This is a genomic window from Pediococcus sp. (assembly GCF_003533255.1).
Taxonomy (GTDB): domain Bacteria; phylum Bacillota; class Bacilli; order Lactobacillales; family Lactobacillaceae; genus Pediococcus; species Pediococcus parvulus.
In genome coordinates this window covers 1-18,874 of record NZ_DOEM01000036.1, presented here as the reverse complement: position 1 = coordinate 18,874, position 18,874 = coordinate 1, and the positions used below count along the sequence as shown (strand labels likewise).

Below are 18,874 nucleotides of genomic sequence, written 5' to 3'. Positions count from 1 at the left end.
TCTTTAATACTGAGTGAAAATTTTATATTATTATCTATAGGGTTCATGGTTTCTCACATCCTTTGATGATGCTGTAGTGGGTGGATTTTTTTGTGTGTGGGGACCTGTGGGCCTCTTTTTTTTTCAAAAAAATCCTGTTAATAGATTACCACATTGGTAGTTCATCAACAGGAAAAAGTATAGAGCCTGAAAAACCCGTCCTTAACACATTGGCTGTTAAGGACGGTTTTTTGATTTCTCAAACGGGGTGAAACACATGGAAATACAACGATGGCAACGCTCATTGATCAATTTCAAGACAAATTATTCAACATATTTGGAGGAAATCAATCATGAGTATTTTTACAAACAAAAAGGCATTACTTATTGCAGGTATCATTCTGATCGGCGGCGTCAGTTTCGGCATTCATGCCAATTCTAAACAAGCTCAGGCAGCACCCGCACAAAAAATCAATTTATACGAAACCACTAATCTTACCAGTTTAGACGCCTCAAAAATAACCGATGGCGTTTCTAGTAGTCAACTCAGTCAAGTCGATGAAGGCCTTTACCGATTAAACAAAAATAGTAATCCGGTCAATGCATTAGCAACCAAAACCACCGTTTCCAAAAATGGTAAAACATATACTATTAATTTACGCCACAATGGCCGGTGGAGTGACGGTGAAAAAGTCACAGCCAACGATTTTGTTTATTCTTGGAGACGGACGCTAGATCCTAAAACTAAATCTGAATTCACTCATTTGTTTGCCAATTTCAAAAATGCCAGCGCCATTATGGTTGGTAAAAAGTCCCCTGCCACATTGGGTGTGACTGCGACTAGTAAATATCAGCTAAAGGTCCATTTAAGCACACCCATTCCGTACTTCAAGAAGCTTTTATCAGGCACAACTTTCTATCCAATTAGCCAAAAAGCCGTTGAAAAATATGGTTCTAAATACGGCATGACCGCTAAAAAAACGATCTACAATGGGCCATTCGTTTTGAAAGGCTGGAACGGAACTAATGATACTTGGAGTTTGGTCAAGAACCCAACTTACAGAGATCATAAAATTGTAAAGCTCGCTAAAATCAATTATCAGGTAATCAAGGCCACTTCAACGGCTTACAATTTGTACCAAGCCAATAAGCTGGCTATGGTTACTTTAGCCGGCGAAGAAAATGTCCAAAACAAGGACAATCCAGAATTAAAGACTTTGTCCTCCGGCCGAGTTGGTTTCATTCAGTATAACGAAAAAGATAAAACAGCGGCCAACAAAGATCTACGCACCGCAATTTCACTCACTATTAATCGTCAGCAATTAGTGGATAAAATTCTTGAAAATGGCTCTACCTCGGCCAAGACGTTTGGGGTGCACAATATGTTGAAGAACCCCCAGACAGGTAAAGATTTTGCCGACGATGCTTACATTTCGAGCTCTATGGCTTACAACATTGCCAAAGCAAAAACTCTATATAAAACTGCACAAAAACAATTAGGAAAACAGCAATTAACTCTAACAATCACTTGCGCCAACGATGATACGAGCCAACATGCAGCCACTTTCATTCAAGGCCAGTTGATGAATCATTTAAATGGCTTGAAGGTCAACGTGCGCACTATGCCATTCCCTTCAATGTTAACAAAAGTCTCTCAAGGAGATTTCCAGCTTAATTTAACTAGTTGGGGCATGGATTTTGCTGATCCGACGCAAGCTTTGACCATTTTGACGTCTACCAGCAACTCCAACATGGGCCATTATCAAAGTAAAACCTATGACAATGCCATGAATGCTGCCGATGGAAAGGATGCTTTGAATCCTACTAAACGTTATCAAGATCTTGTGGACGCAGCCAAAACAGCTGTCAAAGATCAGGCGGTTACACCGCTATACGAAAGCCGTTCGCGTTTATTAGTGAAATCATCCTTGCATGGTGTTATTTACAATAAATTTAGTGGTGCATTAGATTTCCGCAGTACTTATGTCAAATAATGATAAAATCGGACTACCCTTGATGGGGCGGCCCAATTTTTTATAATCTGCTAAGTTTCGGCTCCCTCACCAATCCGTTCCAAAAACGTTGCCAATTCTTCTGGCGTCTCTGGTCCAGCTTTGGTAATCCAGTCGACAATTACGCTCGTTAAACCTGTAGAATGGTAGCGCGCATAGTAGGCAATTTCACGAGAATTCAGATCTTGGAGCTGTCCCTTGTGATGGGATAATTGTACCAAAGTTTTGGCAATACTATCACGCAACATATCCTGTTCATTGGCCGCAACTAACACTTTGATAAAATCGCCATTGGCTTTAAGAAATCGCATGATATAAACTAAGCCCTCATGGGGAATCATGGCATCAAAATCAACTTTAGTTGTTAATTCGGTCATTATCCTGCTCATTTCGTGAGTCAATATTTCGGTCGGGTTTTGATAGTATCGATAAAAAGTCATCCGTGAGACACCGGCTGTTTTTGCTAATTCCGTGATTGAGATTTCCGCAAATGCTTTCTTCTTTAATAAACGCTCCAATGCGCCCAATATGTAGGCTTCCGTTTCGTTTGATCGTTTGGTCATTGACATGTTTACTCCTTTTGTCACTTCTGGCTCTGAAGTGATTGTAATGACTTAAAATTGGCGGTACACTTTCTTCAATTACTAACTGTTACAACAGTAACATATTCAAAGGAAGAAGGATAATATCGCATGAAAAAAGTAATCGCAATTACAGGTGCCAGTAGTGGGATGGGCAAAGCAGCTGTACAACTATTTGCTGAAAAAGGCTGGGTGGTTTATGGTGGTGCCCGTCGAGTTGAAAAGATCCCAACCAGCGCCAACATTCATGCCATCAAACTGGACGTCACGGATTCAGAGTCTAATAACAATTTTATTCAAACCATTTTATCAGAACAGCAAAGACTAGACGTGCTTATTAATAATGCGGGTTACAGTGAAGGTGGTCCTGTTTAAGATGTTTCAATTGAAAATGTCCGAAAACAATTCGAGACTAATTTCTTTGGCGCAGCTTAATTAACTAAGCTAAGTTTGCCAACTATGCGTGCACAAAACTCTGGCCGAATTGTCAATATTTCATCAATCGGTGGTGCCCTTTATATCCCACTAAACGCTTACTATCACGCAACTAAAGCAGCTTTACAACAAGGGAGTGACACCTTAGATGTTGAAGTTCAACAATTTGGAATTCGATCAGTAATTGTTCAACCCGGTGGCACCCAATCATCTTGGTCTGCAATCACCATGGACAATATTCGCAAAAATCTCAAGCCAGATTCTGCTTACTTACCCTTCGTTAATTCATTAGCTAAGAGTTTTGGCTCATTTGAAGGTCAAAGTGGGGCAACTTCAGCTGACTTAGCTAAAGTCTTCTATGCAGCAGCGACCGACTCGAAACCGAAACACCGTTATTTCCGTTCATTTGGAGACCGCGCGATCGTGCACATTGTCCGAGCCTACCCACGGATTTATCGTGCGGCATCACTAGCTGTATTAAATCGTTTAGCTAAACGAACTAAATAATCACAAAAAAACTTGCAGTCAATTTCTGCAAGTTTTTTGTATATATATTTTCACGTGAAACATTTTTCATCACAACAGACAATTTCTGAGATCGCCGACATGGTCGCTGATTTTGTTATATCTGTCACTGCAGTGGGCAAAATCAAACGAGTTGAGTAATAAATATCTATAATTAAACAAGTGCAGTTAACTAGGTTTTGGGTTATTTCCAAAATCGTTAATTGCGCTTGTCTTATTTTCCGTTAATTAAGAATGCACATCGCTGCCAAGCTAGGTACAAGAAATATTGCCGAGCAGTCGTCGTGAGTTGCATCACATTCAGCAAAACCAGATAATAGCTGTTTGGATAATTCTCAAAAATTGTCCACAAAATAAGTAAAACAGCGATAAAGGAAATGCCCTGCAAAACACGAGCCTGTTTTATCGTTTTAACCACACTTTTATCTTTGGTCATCACATCAGTAATTTGCTCAAGTGTGAACTGCTTTTTTAGTGCCGTAATTCGTTTTTGAAGCACATACCAAACCACTCCCAGGGCAATAAAGATAACGATCATAATTCCAGTAAATATCATATATTCTCCTTGTTCTCTTAAATGTCTTTGTTAAATCTATTATATCGCAAGCTGACTTAAAGTACTGAAATGAACCCACAGCATAAATTGAAATGCTTTCAAAATAATTTCAAAAAATTTAAATCATTTGAGTATTTAAGTCCCAATAAGGTAATTTTTCAAATTTTATACCAATAAAATATAAACCCTCATGAAGTGACTCATGTGTTCTTTTCAATCGGTATAGACCACATGTAATATCGGTCAATTTCAACAGCAACGGGGTTGTGTAAGCGCTTGTTTAGGCGTTATTATGGAAAATGTGTTATGCATTTATAACTTTTTTCACTTTCCAAAAGGAGGAGTATTCTATATGAAATCATATCTTCAACGCATGGGTCGTTCTTTACAACTGCCCGTTGCTGTTTTACCTGCCGCCGCATTATTAGTCGGTATTGGTCACTGGTTACCTGCAAAATGGGCCGTGGCGCAATTCTTGCAAGCCGGTGGTAATGCCATTCTTGGTCAACTTGCGCTTTTATTCGCAGTTGGTCTTGCACTTGGTATGTCAAAGGACAAAGATGGTGCCGCTGCTTTAGCTGGTGTTGTTGCTTATTTTGTCCCTGTCTCTGTTTTAGCACCAGCTTCAGTTGCCTTATTAAAAAACATTAAGGTAACTCAAGTAGATCCATCCTTTAGTGCCCTTAGTGGTAATGTCTTTATTGGTATTATTGCTGGACTAATTGCAGCCTCACTTTACAACCGATTCCACGAAACTAAATTACCGATGGCCTTATCATTCTTTAGCGGCAAATGACTAGTTCCAATTATGTCCGCTTTAGTTATGTTATTTGTTACAGTGCTATTATTATTCGTTTGGCCACCAGTATACGAAGCTCTAGTTGCTTTTGGTAAATTCTTCGTTGGTTTAGGTGCTGTTGGTGCTGGATTATATGGATTTTTCAATCGTTTATTGATTCCAACTGGTTTACATCAAGCTTTAAACTCAGTATTCTGGTTCAACGTTGCCGGAATTAATGATATTGGTAAATTCTGGGCTAACCAGGGGGTTAAAGGGGTTACCGGTATGTACATGGGTGGTTTCTTCCCTGTTATGATGTTTGGACTCCCAGCCGGTGCCCTGGCGATTTATCGTAACGCCCGTCCTGAACGTAAAAAAGAAACAGCTTCATTGATGATGGCTGGCGCCTTCGCGGCATTCTTCACTGGTGTAACTGAGCCATTGGAATTCTCATTCATGTTTGTTGCATGGCCTTTATACGTAATTCATGCCGTTTTCACTGGTTTATCCTTAGCCTTTGCAGCATTTATGCATTGGACTGCCGGGTTTACGTTTAGCGCTGGCTTAGTCGATTTCGTCTTAAGTTCACGCATGCCGATTGCTAACATGCCCTACATGCTAATCGTTCAAGGTCTTGTCATGGCTGTTATTTACTACTTTGGATTTGATTTTGCAATCAAAAAATTCAATTTAATGACTCCCGGTCGTGAACCTATCGAAGCGGATGCAGCCGAAGGTGTCGATGTCGCAATCGATACCGATGATAGTGATGATAAATACAGCATTCAAGCCAAAAAGATTTATGCAGCTATTGGTGGTAAAGATAACATCACTGCTGTCGATAATTGTACAACCCGTCTTCGTTTGCAATTAAAAGATACCGATACAATTAATAAAGGCGCTATTAAAGGGGCTGGTGCTATTGGTATCAACGTTCTAGATAAGTCCAATCTTCAAATTGTAATTGGAACTGAAGTTCAATTTGTCGCTGATGCGTTAACCAAACTTGATAAAGAAGGCGCTCCAGTAGGAAAAATTACTACTACAGCTGCACCAACTCCTGAACCTGTTACAAGTGCGGATGTTAATTCTGGTGCAGTTGACACCTTCTATACTCCAACCGCTGGTCAATTACTTGCAATTGAAGATGTGAAAGATCCAACCTTCTCTCAAAAGATGCTAGGTGATGGCTATGCTGTTGAACCTTCAGATGGTAAAGTTGTTTCACCTGTTGATGGTGAGATCATGACCGTTTTCCCTACTAAACACGCGATCGGAATTAAAACCGATGATGGCTTAGAAATCTTGGTTCACATGGGATTAGATACCGTTGAACTTAAGGGAGAACCTTTTACAGTAAACGTTTCTGAAGGTCAAAAGGTTCGTCATGGTGATTTACTTGCTACTGCTGACCTACAAGCTATCAATCACTCTGGCAAGGGTACAACAATGATTGTCATCATTACAAATATGCCTGCTGTAGGTTATATGAAGTTTGACGGCCTTGCCCGCCAGGTTGGTACTGATGAAGAAGTTGTCAAAGTTATATTAAAGTAAATTTCCTTCTCATCAATTCAAATTAATAAGTCCCACAATAAAGATCGTTCTTTTAGGAACGATCTTTTCTTGTTCTTAATTTAAAAATTAGGTGCTAACTGAGTTAAATACAGCTAACACCTTTTTATGCAATTCATTAAATTCTGAGTTTTCAACGAAAATCAAAATAGGTGCAATCTCCCTACAATTCCTGCATAATGCATTTGAAAAGTTGGGAGGAGGAAGCAAAATGAAGGTCGATGAACAAACAACTATGCGCGATATTTATAACCTAATTTTAAACCCCGCAACCAGAGTCTGGGAACGAACTCAATTGCTCACAATGAAAAACGCTGTCGAAAAAGGCGCACATTTCAACACAGAACTTGACCAACTAGAATTTGCGCTGCGCCCTTTAGCTTGGCGTGATAACCTGACTCCTGATGTGGCGGATTTTTATGCAAAAATAACTGATGATGCAGAAAAATCACCCACGTTTGATGTCGCAAAACATCAAAATCTATCCAATCCTTACTATGAACGGGCCATATTCGCCGGTGGCTGTTTTTGGTGCATGGTGGAGCCTTTTGAGACGCGGCCTGGCATTGTTTCCGTTTTATCTGGCTACACCGGGGGACACGTCATTAAGCCAACCTACGAACAAGTAGTGGGCCAACAAACCGGCCACGTTGAAGCAGTGGAAATTGTCTTTGATACCCGAATTATTAAGTATAATGAACTGGTGGCCCTTTATTGGCAAATTACAGACCCTACTGACAATATGGGCCAGATTAACGATCGCGGTGAGGAATACCGCCCAATTATTTTCGTTCAAAGCGCTCAGCAACGAAAAATTGCGGAAGCTTCCAAACAAAAATTAAGGGCATCTGGGAAATATAAACATCCGATTGTAACTGAAATTTTACCTGCCACCAAATTTTGGCCTGCCGAAAACTTCCATCAAGAGTTTTACAAAAAGAATCCAGTTAGATATAAAAAGATGGCACATGCACGCCGACAGTATCTGGCTATGCAGCATTTTTGGGGTAAAGTACGGGTCAGTTTAAACAAATTAATAAAAACCGGAATCAAAAAATGACACGACTAAGTGCTTCGCTTGAAGTCGTGTCATTTTGTTTTCTATAATTTAATCAATTTTTGGAAATTTCTCTAATCGATAAAGCTGTTCCTTATCGGGCTTGCGCTGTCCATCTTTAAACCTATAATTCATGTGTTGATAAAAAGGTAGTGCAGTAATAGAGGCTGGGATTTCAACCCGCATTGCCTTCAGAAAATAGCTGTCTTTTTCCAAAGTTTCAATAATCAGACGACCAATCCCTCGATGCTGAAAATTAGGCAAAATAAAAATATCAAACAAACTGTATTCCTTAGTACTTCCCCAATATGACCCAATAGCTCCAGTACCAATAATTCGATCTGCATCAAGAAATACATAAAAATGTGTTTGTTTTGCTTTATTTATAAAAAATTTTGCATTCATACGTTTAATATCGGCTTCAATGTATTCCTGCGAATAATCTTTTCGATTGGAAACTCTCAGTGTTTCAGCAATCACTTTGGCAACATCATTAGCATCCTCTGGCCTAAATAATCGGTATGTAATCATGCGATTTACCTTCTTTTATAGTTTATTCAAACATCGCTTTTCTAAAGCGATCCACAAAAACGGCAATATTTTCGTCCAGTTCATTTGTTAAAGACCAGCGAATAAAGCTCTTCGTTTGCCTTAATGTACGATAATTATTGGCGGATTCTGGGTCTTCTATGCTACGACAGATCACGGATCACTTACTGCCGACTCATCATTTATATGTCAGTCATTATAAAACCTCCAAATTAAGCACTTAACCACATATTGAATTGTTGATAAACTTTTGTGATTGTTTTCGGTAAGTCAAAATTATAGTTACCACTGATTTGCTCACTTACGCCGCGATATAATTGCAGTACTTTACGCAAACTTGCTTTAGTTTCCGGCAACGAGGTTTGCTGATAAGTTGCAGATAATTGTGTTTTTCAACTGCACTTAACGTTGGCTCGATAAACTTTCCCGTCACACCAGCATCAAATCGTCCATTTTGTTGCATGGTTGCTCGCATTTCCAGTAAAGTTAGTAGTTCTGGACGAACATATCGATTAAATTGCTCGTTAGCATACACTAGATTTTGCCGTGCCAAGCCTTTAACTACATTGCCGGCACACCAATAAAATTCTCGCACATGTTCTTGAAAACTGTCTTGATCGGGTAACGGAATAAAATGTGACTGAGCATTAGTTTTGCGCGGTGGGACTCGCCCCTTATTTTGGCGCCAAACAATTGTGTTTAGTGTGTCATTACTCAAATAGGCAGCTTCTGCCTGAACCGATGTCATTTTAAAATCAATGCGTCGTGTGCCAGTATAGCGTGTGAGCCATGAAAACCACCTACCACTATGTGGACCAAACAAATCCTGTGTTTCAATAAATTGAACAATCGTTGGCTCGCCTAACTGTTGGAGCCACCACCAACCATCTTCGCGCGCTGGTTCACGTACAAAAAGTGTGACATCTAGATCTGTCCACTCATCGCTAATTTGTGTGCTATCATTTGACGCACCTTCTGTACCAATGGCAATAATATTCTTGTTATCACTTGCAAGTTTGATCAATTTATCTAAATCAGTAGTAATCATTGACATGCTCCTTTGGTTATCATTCACAAAATCAGTATGCACCATTAGACTAGCGTATTCCAATACACATAACGAAAATTTATTGAAAAAGTCCCACTTACTAAATAGTAAGACAAAGAAAAAATGAATTATAACAACTATTGGACAAAACATTAGCCTGGTAAAGCATAGTTTCAGATAGTATGGTTTTCCAGCTCAGTATAAACATTAATTCTCCGCTACGATGGGCTTCATTAATTAATTGCCTTTTTGCACGCAATTTTATTTATGATACGGACTTCCTGCATTAATCATAAACGCACGGTAAACTTGCTCCACTAACACTAACCGCATCAGCTGATGTGGCAATGTAAACCGACCAAACGAGATGTGTGCATTTGCTCGTTTGATCACTTCAGGACTCAATCCGAGTGACCCACCAATCACAAATGTGAGATCAGAGTGACCGTACGTTGCCAACTGATCGATCTCCTTAGCAAATTCTTCTGACGAACGTTCTTTACCTAGTATCTCCAAACTGTACACATACTCACGTTCTTTGATCTTATTTAGAATTCGTTCTCCTTCTTTTCCCTTCACATCAGCCATCTCTGCGTCACTTAGAGATTCCGGAGCCTTCTCATCGGGAACTTCGACGATGCTAAACTTGCAGAATTTACTGAGTCTTTTTGCATATTCGGCAATTCCCTGTTTAAAATACTTCTCTTTGAGTTTTCCCACAACAATAAACTTGATGTTCATAAAAATACTCCTTTACACAAGTTATTCACAAAGTTATCCACAGGCTGGTGAATAAGATTCCCATATATAGGGGTCATTTTTCCACCACCACAACATGAGCTATCCCCAACTTGTCAACATAAAATTTAGTTATCCACTGTTTTCAACAGTAACACATGTTCGTATCCACAGGCTAGAAACGCTGATATATCTGCATTTGTGGCGTTCATAATTTTGTGAAACAAATTTAGTCCACAGTTTCCGTCCCAACCTGTGGATAACTTTTAAACCCATTTCATTACTTATACCAACCTGATTTAGGTCATCGCTTCAAAATGTCATTTTAGTTATTCACAAAGTTATCCACAGTTGTCCACAATTGTTTTTCACAGCTTATTTTTGATCTGAACAATCCATAATTATTGATGGGGGCAATGTTCGTTTTTCTTCTGATAAATTCCCGTCTTTCCTTAAGAAAAACTTTAGAATATTTAAAATCATTCGGAACCACAATTTACTCCAAAAATAAAGTGGATTTTCAAAAGTAATTCAAACTTGTTATAAAACGCCCAGTTCAGCCATTTATATACATTTCCTGTGTATAATTCTACACTATTTGTCCGTAATAAAAAACAACGCATAGATACATCCATCTGAAGTAGTTAGTAATTTTCTTTTGGGGATTACACTAGCCAATTAAAGACAAGAATAGAAACACGCGATCTCTCTTAACCTCATGGCCTGATTCGGCCTTGTTTTCCACAAAAAAAAGACGCCAAGCCTAACTTGACGTCTTTTCTAATATTCATAATTTATTTTGCCTGTGAACTTAGTGTCGTTGTGGTTTCTGTTAAGTGAATGGTGGCTGTCTTATAAGTGCTACCATGATACCAACCAATTTTCACTTTATCGCCAATCTTAAGTTTGTAAAGTTTATCCCTCAAGGTTGCCACACTGGTAATCTTTGTGCCATCCAATTTCGTGACGACATCATACTTCTTCAAGCCTGCTGTACGTGCTGGTGAGCCTGCATACGTTTGATAGATCACAGCGCCTTCATTGACACTTGATGGTAGCTTGAGGATTGACTTCTGTTGACTAGACGTAATGTCTGTTAAATCAATCAAAGAAGCTCCTAACGCTGGCCGAACAATCTTACCTTTACTAATTAACTGATTAATAATCGTAACCACTTCATTAGATGGAATTGCAAAACCCATTCCTTCAACACTTGTACCAGATGAACTGCTTGATAATTTCATGGAGTTAATGCCAATTACCTGACCTGCTAAGTTGATCAAAGGACCGCCTGAGTTACCAGAGTTGATTGCGGCATCTGTTTGAATAACTGTAGCTTCCCCAGTTTCTTGACCAGATTCATTCGTCGTTGAAACGGTTCGTTTCTTCGCAGAAATGATTCCTTGTGTTAAGGAAGTAGCATAATCTGAACCAAGTGGTGAACCAATCGCTAGCGCCGTTTCACCAACTTTAATGTTATTCGAGTTACCAAAGCTGGCAACGGTTGTCACTACAGAAGAGTTAATTTTCAAAACTGCTAAATCGGTGACGGAATCCTTACCTACAACCTTAGCTGAAACTTTCTTACCATTACTCATAATTATTTCAACGGCGTTTGAACCCGAAATAACATGGTTGTTTGTCACTACGTAAGCCGCATTTCCGCTCTTTTTGTAAATGACTCCTGAACCTTCTGCGTATGTCTCAAGCTTACTTGAGCTTGAGGAACTTGACGAACTTGAAGACGATTCTCCAAAAATCGAACCATATAAACTGTTACTTGAATTTGAACTTTCCTTCTTCAGATTAATGACGGTAACCACAGCATTCTTAATGCTGCTATAAGCCTTTTCAGACTGCCCACTCACATTAACCTTCACGTTGCTGACCTTGGTTGAGCCCGAACTATTCGAACCACTTGGGACGGCTGTCGCGTTTTCTGCTTGTCGATTACTAAAGTAATTAACTGCCCCGAACGCAATTCCACCACCAATCAAACCTGCAACTAGCGCTGTAATGAAAACTGCCCATAAATTCTTGTTTTTAAACATAGCTATATGCGATCAAATGATCGCCAAACCCCCTTCGCCTTATTAATTGTAACTGCTTTCAGCATAACAATAAATTGTGATGAAAATATGAATGATTTTTATATTTTTCACTAAATTGCTGTCAGTTTAGTTGCCTTTGTATGATCTGTGTCAAAAAGCTGAAAGTCATGACCAACGGCTAAATCTTTGTTTTTCATCATGGAGGCCACGGTTAAGTGTGCAAGTTCCTTCATATTATTGTGCAAACTTAAATGCCCAAGAAAAATCTTTTTTGTGTTGTATCCCATGACATCCATCAACGCATTTGCGCCAGCTTCATTAGATAAATGCCCATGATCACTTAAAATCCGTTGTTTCAGTGGCCAGGGATAGCCACCCATTCGCAGCATTTCTACATCGTGGTTCACTTCGAACAAGTAGGCATCCGCATTTTCAATTTGGCCTTCCACCCGCTCTGAAACATAACCGGTATCAGTTAAAATCACAAAGGTTTTCCCATTATGATGAAACTCATAAAATTGAGGTTCTGCTGCATCATGCGAAACTGCAAAGCTTTCCACATCAATATCTCCAAAGGACTTCGTTTTGCCAACTTCGAAAATGTTTTTCTTTTCTTCTGGGATAGGGCCAATTTTGGGCTCTATAGCTCGCCATGTTCCCTGATTAGCATATAAATCGAGGTTATATCGGCGGGCCAAAACACCAGCCCCTTGAATGTGGTCCGTATGTTCATGGGTAATGAAAAGTGAATCGACATCCGCAAGGTCTCGGCCAATACTGTTCATTAAACCTTCAATTTTTTTCCCGCTTAATCCGGCGTCCACTAACATCTTATGTTTGGGAGTTTCAATATAGGTCACATTCCCAGTACTACCACTTGCTAAAACACTAATCTTCATATCGTCGTCACTCATGTATTTCCTTACCCCTTCGAACTAAATTTAACTTAAATTAAGTGTCTAATGAACTTCAGATGAAGCTGAGCTACTGCTCGAGACTTGGCTGCTTGTTGATTCACTCGAACTTGTTGAAACTGCATTGGTACTTGAACTTGATGTACTACTGCTGCTATAGGCTCTTCTGGTCGTAGCTTGAACACTTGCCTGTGTACTTGATTCCACGGCTCGTTTCGAACTAGAAACCGCTTGGTTCAACAGACTACTATCATCTTCGCTACTAGACTCTGCAGTACTTGAACTGCTACTAGATGAAGATTGCACCTGTGTATTATACTTCATAATTACACCCGTAAATGCACTGATTCGATAATATTGAAGGGTCGCACTACTTTTACCATGGACAGCAATGTACCACGTTGGCACATAAACTGATCCTTTTTGGATACTCAACAATCTTGTATATCCTAAACGAGCCCATTTAATAACAGACTCATTAGGCACCTCATTATACTGGTAAAGCCAAATAATTGCACGTTCCTGACTTATCGTATCTTGTTTTTCCCGCAATGGATTAGCATCTGTCAAATACCCCTGTGTGTAGCCAACCACTTGACCACCACTGTTAATCTTAAATCGAATTTGTCCTGATCTGGAGAAAATTCGTTGCCCCGAAACCATTTGCGTATAGATAATCTGACTACCTGTAGAAGTTTTGGCATCATACTGATAATGTTTCCCATTCACAATCTGATTACTGTCGTTCACAATTTGATTCAATGTTTTTTCTGGACTTTTTGTATTCAAAGTTAGCGGTGTGTTAAACGTACTAATTATTTCACCGTTAACCATTTTAGCTGATTGGGCAGTCAAAGATTCCATTTTTTCCTTTAGCCGTTTATTTCCAGAGGTCTGGGTTGAAATATAATAGCCTTGACCTTTTTTGTTAGACGGCTTTGAAAAAGAAATGGAATCATCGCGCATTTCTTTCAAAATTGTCGCGTTATGACTCGCTCCCTGTGAAGTTGAATGAACATCAGAATTATTTTGGAAAAAGGAGATGACTAAAAAGATATCCAGTGCCGCGAATGCTGTTAAAAATATTAACTCAATTCTTTTGAAATCCATGCGTTTTCATCCCCTTATGGTTGTTGTTCAATCAACTTTTGATAAGAAATCCATTGATTCTTGTAGTTCACATACCAAGTTGGTGTTAGGTTTACCACTAAATCACTGGATGGATTTGCAGTCCATTGATAACCAATTTCAATGTTCTTAATATCACTTAATTTGTAACCAACTGCTTCTAAGCGATCCAAAACAGTTTGCGTCGATGGTAAAATCGTGCGTTCCTTACCCGTGGGTACAGGAATTTGTAAACTGTATAACGAAAAATCAATTTCTTTTGTTCTCGCACCAGTCATCTGAACTTCAACCGTTCCGTACTCGGTTTGATTAAAGATAGGAAAGCCTTCGACGTAACTACGGTAAACAACGGAATTATTTTTGGCATTGTAGTGATAATAGCGCATGTTATCCAACGGGACTTCCATTTGTTTCAATACTTTGAAACTCTTGGACAACGTTGAACTCATCCCGGTATGATAGGATTGCTGCCCCGACAAATCTTCATAAAATACGATGCCCCGTTTGTTATTCACGGTCATCCGCTTTGAATTACTATCATTATAAATTGTTTTGCCTTTTTGTTCCTTAGTTGTCACTGAAGAAGCATTATCACTATCCATTAAAGTTGAAACAAAATAAGCGGCGGTTTGTTTATTAACTAGATAACTATATTCTGGAATTTTAACTTCATTTTCGTAATTCGTCATCAAACGATGATTTATTAACGTTTCTGACACTGCAAAGCGTTGTACCTTGCCAATCAATAGTTCCTTAATCTGAGCTAGATTTTGATTAGTTGTTCGAACTTTATAAATTGCATAATTTTCATCATTTAAAAGATAAACTTCATTTCGTTTATCAACTGAAAAAACGATTCGAGAAAATTTACCACTAAACCTGGTCTTCTGATCAAACGCGTCATTTAAAATACCACTCGTCACATTGTCCGGATACTTTAACATAACTGTATTATCACGGGCAACTAAATTTTCATACGCCTTACGACTATTGATCGATTTTCTCGTTACGCCACGTAAGTGCCACTTTTGGATGGCACTTCGGATAGAATCCGTTAGACTAACATTAGTATTGTTAATTAAATACGAACTCGTATCTGATTGATGATAAATTACCTGTGTTGGTAAATAAATATCACCAACCGATTTATTCGATTGTTCACTTTGAACTACATTACTATTTCGACTTGATTGTTGTTTCGTTTTTTCATAGTGGGCCGGATTTGTCCAAATAAACCACGACAAAACCACACTTAAAAGGACCACTAGAATAAGGCCAAGATGAATTAATATTCGACTAGTTCGCATTCCTCTCATTCCCACTGATCCTCCTCGTCTAAGGGCTCGTAAGGAAGGGAAATATAGAATATGGAGCCCTTGCCTTCCTTACTATCAACCCAGATTCGGCCGCCATGCATTGAAATAATTTCCTTTGAGATTGCCAATCCCAGTCCAGTTCCACCTTGTGCGCGTGAACGAGCTTTATCCACCCGGTAGAACCGATCAAAGACATGGGTCAGATCCTTCTTCGGAATTCCCAGTCCTTGATCTGAAACGCTTAAAATAACGTGATTATGCGTCTCTAACAAGCGACAAGTAATTGTGCCACCATCAGGTGAGTATTTGATCGCATTATTCATTAAATTATCTAACACTTGTTGGAACTTATCAGTATCAACTTCAACCCAAAGATCACGACGCGTAAACTCACGTTTGATGATGTAATTTTTATCAGGATTATCGTCTGTTTTTAGGATCATGTCAAATCGATCCAGAACATGGTTAAACAACTCATTTAAGTTAATAAGTTCCAAATCAAGTTTAGCTGTTCCAGAATCCATTCGTGACAAGCTTAGTAAGTCATTAATCATCCGAATCATCCGATCCGTTTCTTCTTGAGTCACTTTTAAAAACTGTGGTGCAACTTTAGGATCCTTCCACGCACCATCTGTTAGAGCTTCAATGTAACTCTTTAAACTGGTCAATGGTGTCCGTAGTTCATGAGAGACGTTAGAAACGAATTGTTTACGATCTTGGTCAATTTTTTGTTGTTCAGTAACATCATGTAACACACAAACCAGACCACTAATAAAACCGGATTCTCGCTGAATTAATGCAAAAGAAGCATGCAAAATTAGATCTTGCGTTTTAGTTGAAAAATCCAGCACAATATCGTCTTGATTTTCTAACAGTTCTCGCAAAGTATACGTGGTTCGAATATCTAAAACGTCCAGAATTGATTTTCCAGCTGTGTGTTCCGCATCGGCACTCAAAAAATCAAGCGCCATGTCATTTACAATTGTGATCCGGCCACGCCGATCCGTGGCAATAACGCCATCGGTCATGTGAGCAAGCACACTATCCAACCGTCGTTGTTCAGACTCAGTGGACTCTTGTGCTTCCTCAACACGCACAGACAGGTTATTTACCGCTGAGGCTAATTGCCCCAACTCATCCTTTCCATACACATGAACGTGTCCAGAATAGTCTCCACGGGCAATTCGCATAGTTTGTTTCTTCATTTCTTCAATTGGTCGCGTAATGGCTCGCGAAATAATAATGGCCAGCAACAATCCCACAACAATGGCAAACGAAGCCGCCACAAAGAAAATTAGTGTGATTTTATTAACGTTTGAATAAACACTCTCTAAATTCGCACGCACATATAAAGCACCAACCACAGTATTCGTGTTACCGCTTGTGCTAATTAACGGAATAATTGAAATGTAATATCGATTATTATTTCCCTGATCATAATTAACCTGTTGATAGGAACGCGAATTATAAATCACATTTTTAATCGCTTGATCTGTTGTTTTTTGACCGACAATTGATTGTTCGTTCAGATCACTTGACGCGCGTACGGTTCCCTTGTTATCAATAACACGAATTTCTGTAATGTTAGTATTATTCACATCAGAAACAATCTGTTGAATCTGTTTATTTGCTGAAGTGACATTACTTTTTCCAAGTTGCTCTGAAATTTCATTATCAACATAGGTTCCTAATTGAATTTGACTCTTAAACTGGCTTAAATTTTGTTGCTCCAATTGACGTACAAAAATAACCCCGACAATTTCCAATGTTATCATTAATAACAAGGCGAATACCAAGGCTATTTTAAAGTTTATCGATTGATAGAAACGGGTTTTCTTGTTCATAACCAAACATGGCTCCCATTATTTTTCATTTTCTGGATTCCGTAAATAATATCCCGCTCCACGTCGGGTAACTAGGTAAATCGGATTACTTGGGTTTTCTTCAATTTTTTCACGCAAACGCCGAACCGTAACGTCCACCGTCCGCACATCACCAAAGTAATCGTAACCCCAAACTGTCTGTAAGAGATGTTCACGAGTCATAACCTGTCCCATGTGCTGAGCAAGATAATAAAGGAGCTCAAATTCACGATGAGTCAAGTCGAGCTGGTCACCACGCCGCGAAACCGCATAGGCATCGGGATTAATATCCAAATCACCAACTTTGATGTCATTGCTTTCTTGTTCAGAACTAACTAACTGGTCTTGGCGACGCAAGTTAGCCTTCACCCGGGCAACTAGTTCACGGTTAGAAAATGGTTTCGTTACATAATCATCAGCGCCAAGTTCCAAGCCAACTACTTTATCTAATTCAGAATCTTTCGCTGTCACCATGATAATGGGAATACTATGTTTTGCACGCACACGACGTGCAACTTCCAAACCATCAATTTTGGGTAGCATCAAGTCCAAAAGAATCAAATCTGGTTGTTCATCTTCTACTTTTTCAAGGGCTTCTTCCCCATCATAGGCTTTAATAACTTCATAGCCTTCTTTAGTTAAATTAAATTTTACGATGTCTGAAATTGGTTTTTCATCGTCAACAATTAAAATCTTTTGCATAAAACTTGTTTCCTCCTTAACAGAGTCGTTTTTGATTGAAATCTATATGATCTTATTTTCGCCAAAAAGCTTAAAAACATTGCATTCTTATTATACCACACGACTTTTAGCGGTTACATTGGTGGGACATAATTACTGATATATACCATGTGTAATATCAGTCCATAGTAACTTACTCCACAGACAATACAACAAATATCGTATAACTCAATTGGTTTTATACTTTTCTATAATAAAAATGAGTAAAAATGATAAAATGATTAGAAAAGTATTGCATTTTTATTTTTTGAGATATATTATGACCAACGAGGAGATGATATTATGAAATTTAGTTTAGGAAGTTTAGGCAATTTAAAGAAGACCGAATCCTTTAGTAATTTATCCGATAGTTTTGCTGGAATTCTTAAAGAAAATGGCTTTATTTACCATAAACTGGGCAAAGTAAGACTATCGTAGCTTGGTGCAAAAAAAATGATGATAAGCCAAGGTTGATGACATATGCATTGGTATAGTAATACAACATTAATGCGATCATTAACATACATAGATAAAATGACGAGTACATGGTTAATTAAGAACTCGCCATTTTTTGTAGAAAAATTAGTCACATCTCATTCAAATAAGGAAAATTTTCAAAATTATCTAGGTATGAGAACTTATCTTTATTAAATAATTTTGAACGATACCAGATAACCCATGATTTTTTCTATTTAACTAATTTTGGCATTAAACAACCATCAAACACGCAAAAAAAATATTAATCCAAAACGTATCATATTTTGAACACACAATCGAAGATGGACTATTTATTTCATTTAGGGAAGATAATGTTGATCTTTTTGCTGAATTTTTTTGATTGGCTACTACACAAATACTCCAAAATGAATTCTAATAGTCTCTCTAATGAAATTATAGGATTAATAATTAAGCGTTTGAATATATTTCTTAGGCCAGAAAATCACAAATTAAACAGGCTCAATTACACGAAAGAAAGCTTTTATAATTCTTATCACACCGCGAATTTTATAATCAAGTTAGCCATCTTTTAAAAGTGGCCAAATAAAA

14 protein-coding genes and 2 pseudogenes are annotated in these 18,874 nt (G+C 38.5%); 5 read left to right on the top strand and 11 right to left on the bottom strand.

Features of this window, described 5'->3' with window-relative positions:
- The first annotated feature begins 332 nt into the window (after nucleotides 1-332).
- Nucleotides 333-1,973, top strand: a complete 1,641-nt coding sequence (locus tag DD627_RS08635; RefSeq protein WP_260274688.1) for a peptide ABC transporter substrate-binding protein — start codon at nucleotides 333-335, stop codon at nucleotides 1,971-1,973.
- A gap of 50 nt (nucleotides 1,974-2,023) precedes the next feature.
- Here the strand turns inward: DD627_RS08635 and DD627_RS08630 are convergent, their stop codons facing one another.
- Entirely contained in the window at nucleotides 2,024-2,554 is a 531-nt protein-coding gene (locus DD627_RS08630; protein ID WP_068808404.1) for a TetR/AcrR family transcriptional regulator, read from the bottom strand.
- A gap of 129 nt (nucleotides 2,555-2,683) precedes the next feature.
- Between DD627_RS08630 and DD627_RS08625 the strand changes: the two are divergent.
- A pseudogene (locus DD627_RS08625) lies at nucleotides 2,684-3,514 on the top strand (SDR family NAD(P)-dependent oxidoreductase).
- Between the two features lie 232 nt (nucleotides 3,515-3,746).
- Here DD627_RS08625 and DD627_RS08620 read toward each other — a convergent pair.
- The gene (locus DD627_RS08620) at nucleotides 3,747-4,088 is read right to left on the bottom strand and encodes a hypothetical protein (RefSeq protein ID WP_057784931.1); all 342 of its coding nucleotides are present in this window, start codon (nucleotides 4,086-4,088) and stop codon (nucleotides 3,747-3,749) included.
- Between the two features lie 352 nt (nucleotides 4,089-4,440).
- Here DD627_RS08620 and nagE point away from each other — a divergent pair.
- Nucleotides 4,441-6,426, top strand: a pseudogene (gene nagE / locus DD627_RS08615) (N-acetylglucosamine-specific PTS transporter subunit IIBC).
- 229 nt (nucleotides 6,427-6,655) lie between these two features.
- Nucleotides 6,656-7,504, top strand: coding sequence for a peptide-methionine (S)-S-oxide reductase MsrA (gene msrA / locus DD627_RS08610; RefSeq protein WP_068808394.1), 849 nt, complete (start codon nucleotides 6,656-6,658; stop codon nucleotides 7,502-7,504).
- A gap of 48 nt (nucleotides 7,505-7,552) precedes the next feature.
- On the opposite strand, the gene DD627_RS08605 is transcribed toward msrA, so the two are convergent.
- The 9 genes from DD627_RS08605 to yycF form a co-directional block, all read right to left on the bottom strand.
- Complete coding sequence (locus tag DD627_RS08605; RefSeq protein ID WP_260274687.1) at nucleotides 7,553-8,032, bottom strand: GNAT family N-acetyltransferase; 480 nt, start codon at nucleotides 8,030-8,032, stop codon at nucleotides 7,553-7,555.
- A gap of 319 nt (nucleotides 8,033-8,351) precedes the next feature.
- On the bottom strand, nucleotides 8,352-9,098 hold the full coding sequence (locus DD627_RS08600) for an aminoglycoside 6-adenylyltransferase (protein ID WP_260268018.1): 747 nt from the start codon (nucleotides 9,096-9,098) through the stop codon (nucleotides 8,352-8,354).
- A gap of 261 nt (nucleotides 9,099-9,359) precedes the next feature.
- A complete protein-coding gene (gene rlmH, locus DD627_RS08595; RefSeq protein ID WP_260274686.1) occupies nucleotides 9,360-9,839 on the bottom strand; it encodes a 23S rRNA (pseudouridine(1915)-N(3))-methyltransferase RlmH in 480 nt (159 codons plus the stop codon).
- 791 nt (nucleotides 9,840-10,630) lie between these two features.
- The gene (locus DD627_RS08590) at nucleotides 10,631-11,887 is read right to left on the bottom strand and encodes a S1C family serine protease (protein ID WP_068808391.1); all 1,257 of its coding nucleotides are present in this window, start codon (nucleotides 11,885-11,887) and stop codon (nucleotides 10,631-10,633) included.
- A gap of 110 nt (nucleotides 11,888-11,997) precedes the next feature.
- On the bottom strand, nucleotides 11,998-12,801 hold the full coding sequence (locus DD627_RS08585; protein ID WP_057784925.1) for an MBL fold metallo-hydrolase: 804 nt from the start codon (nucleotides 12,799-12,801) through the stop codon (nucleotides 11,998-12,000).
- A gap of 45 nt (nucleotides 12,802-12,846) precedes the next feature.
- Nucleotides 12,847-13,911, bottom strand: a complete 1,065-nt coding sequence (locus tag DD627_RS08580; RefSeq protein ID WP_260274685.1) for a two-component system regulatory protein YycI — start codon at nucleotides 13,909-13,911, stop codon at nucleotides 12,847-12,849.
- Nucleotides 13,912-13,925: 14 nt separating this feature from the next.
- Nucleotides 13,926-15,245, bottom strand: coding sequence for a YycH family regulatory protein (locus DD627_RS08575; RefSeq protein ID WP_260274684.1), 1,320 nt, complete (start codon nucleotides 15,243-15,245; stop codon nucleotides 13,926-13,928).
- Nucleotides 15,242-17,089 (bottom strand): cell wall metabolism sensor histidine kinase WalK, encoded by a 1,848-nt coding sequence (gene walK, locus DD627_RS08570; protein WP_057784922.1) that lies wholly within the window; start codon nucleotides 17,087-17,089, stop codon nucleotides 15,242-15,244. The genes DD627_RS08575 and walK overlap by 4 nt, the downstream gene beginning before the upstream one ends.
- A gap of 18 nt (nucleotides 17,090-17,107) precedes the next feature.
- Nucleotides 17,108-17,809, bottom strand: coding sequence for a response regulator YycF (yycF, locus tag DD627_RS08565; RefSeq protein WP_260274683.1), 702 nt, complete (start codon nucleotides 17,807-17,809; stop codon nucleotides 17,108-17,110).
- Between the two features lie 321 nt (nucleotides 17,810-18,130).
- On the opposite strand from yycF, the gene DD627_RS08560 reads away from it, so the two are divergent.
- Nucleotides 18,131-18,265, top strand: coding sequence for a hypothetical protein (locus DD627_RS08560; RefSeq protein WP_260268012.1), 135 nt, complete (start codon nucleotides 18,131-18,133; stop codon nucleotides 18,263-18,265).
- Nucleotides 18,266-18,874 lie beyond the last annotated feature (609 nt).